A 1844-nucleotide genomic window follows, 5' to 3' on the forward strand; every position below is an offset into this window, starting at 1 on the left:
TGAGTAACTTTATGTTGCTCAGGTACTTAAAAAGTTTAATTTATAATAGTGTTGCGGAATTAAGGTTTAAATAAAAAATCTTAAATTTGCATCGTGTTTCTTCGGAGACACAAGACATTTTGAAAATAAGAAGCGTTATGCTCATCTCGAAGTCGGGAACGTAGGAAATTCAAGACTTAATCCAGAGAGACAGCATAGTGGTTCTCACGCATAGGCGTGGGGCTGCTATCTCCATTCTCTGGATAAGGTTTTTCCTACGACCTCCGACTTAGACGTGGACTTAGTCAGTTCCACGCTTCTCATATCTAAACAATTAAAGGCCGAGAGGGACTGGACAGGCAGGGAGCAAAGGTATGAATATAACTGAAAACATGGCTCAAGAGTTGATTGCAACCTACAACTCTGGTGATGAAGGTAAAACTTATCAAAAAGCGAAAGAACTTCTTGACAGATTCAAAAAAGAAAGGGCTTCGTTCACTTATGCTGAACATCATTATCTAATGGCAAAGGCTTTCTACTACATTTTTTTCATCATCACAGACCTTAACACAGACGACAAAATCTCTATCGTTAAATTCATCTACTACCATCTGATGGAAAACTACTTGAAAAACGCTGATGCCGATGCATCTACTCCACAATATAGAGACCTTTTAGGGGGCTGTCAGCTTGGACTTGTTATCATGCTAAGGCATGGGCAATTTATTACGGCCTGCATATTGGCAGGTATTTGTCATATTATGCCGAACTATGCCCAAGAAAATCTCTTTGAACAAATCCTGCTGTTCAGCAACATATTATACAGGGCAGAAGAAGAACATTTTCATTATTTCTCTGATGATTTAGTGAGCAAAGACTATAAAAATATCACACAAGGCATAACGAAATACTCACTTAATCCCGAAGAGTTTACGGCACTGAAAGAAAGATGCAATAAGTCTATGAGAAATAATTCGACATATATATGCGCATCTTTTCCAATGTATGAATATGATGACGATGAAATTTGGTAACTCCCTTTTATAAAACAAAACATATAATGGTCTATATAATCATAGCAGCAGTAATCATTCTGCTCATTTACATTGCTCTCAAAAGAGATGCACAGATAAAAGAAACTAAACGACTCGCATCTAAAAATCAATACATAGATGCAGCTGGACACACAAAAGAATGGCCTGTTGGGTCATTTACTATGCAAGGCAGAGGACTTAGACCTTTACATAATTTCTATAATAGTACGCCAATAGAAAGACTTCTCGAACTTGAACAACAAGGCTATTCTTTCATGTTCTTCAATCCTGATTCAGAACTTCCACCCTCTATGCAACGGGCTGTAATCGCTTTTTATCAAAAGGATGGTGTCTATACGGGTATCTATTCTGAAGAAGATGTTGAGAAGTTAGATAAAACGGGAATTAAGTATATCAGACTGATCAATAAAAAGTAAGTGAGACTATTTAGGGTCTGCTAATTAACTATAACTATCTGACAATTAACTGTTTATGTTGTGTAAAGTTTAGTCAATTCGCCCAAAATGACTACCTTTAGATGTTAAAACATTCAAGAGTTGAGGTGAAATACTACTCACAAAATCGCAGTCACAACCTGTTTGAACTTCAGGAGTCACTTTCGGGATTGAGCAAATCCAACTGTTGGGTCAAGCTGGCCGACCACCTTCCCTGGGACAGGACAGAGAGGGAATACAACAAATATCTGAGGATCGGACTGATTAAGAAGAAACGCAAGGGAAAGGATGATTTCGCTGTACTGATAACCGAACGATCTACACCTTAGACCGAGGCGAGGGTTTAGTCGATTACAGATGATAATGTGTGTGTAGT

At 38.0% G+C, this 1844-nt stretch carries 3 protein-coding genes; all 3 read left to right on the forward strand.

The annotated features are described in order from the left end of the window. The first annotated feature begins 353 nt into the window (after window positions 1–353). The gene (locus tag HMPREF0650_RS02055) at window positions 354–1013 is read left to right on the forward strand and encodes a hypothetical protein (protein ID WP_004348021.1); all 660 of its coding nucleotides are present in this window, start codon (window positions 354–356) and stop codon (window positions 1011–1013) included. A 26-nt stretch (window positions 1014–1039) separates the two neighbouring features. Beyond that, window positions 1040–1450, forward strand: a complete 411-nt coding sequence (locus tag HMPREF0650_RS02060) for a hypothetical protein (protein WP_155813553.1) — start codon at window positions 1040–1042, stop codon at window positions 1448–1450. 101 nt (window positions 1451–1551) lie between these two features. Continuing rightward, on the forward strand, window positions 1552–1797 hold the full coding sequence (locus HMPREF0650_RS02065; RefSeq protein WP_040562150.1) for a hypothetical protein: 246 nt from the start codon (window positions 1552–1554) through the stop codon (window positions 1795–1797). Window positions 1798–1844: the final 47 nt, after the last annotated feature.

Source organism: Hoylesella buccalis ATCC 35310 (genome assembly GCF_000177075.1).
GTDB classification, from domain to species: Bacteria; Bacteroidota; Bacteroidia; order Bacteroidales; family Bacteroidaceae; genus Prevotella; species Prevotella buccalis.

Coding starts and splice junctions, on each gene's coding strand:
- HMPREF0650_RS02065 (WP_040562150.1), top strand. CDS start 1,552: ATGTTAAAACATTCAAGAGTTGAGGTGAAATACTACTCACAAAATCGC.
- HMPREF0650_RS02060 (WP_155813553.1), top strand. CDS start 1,040: ATGGTCTATATAATCATAGCAGCAGTAATCATTCTGCTCATTTACATT.
- HMPREF0650_RS02055 (WP_004348021.1), top strand. CDS start 354: ATGAATATAACTGAAAACATGGCTCAAGAGTTGATTGCAACCTACAAC.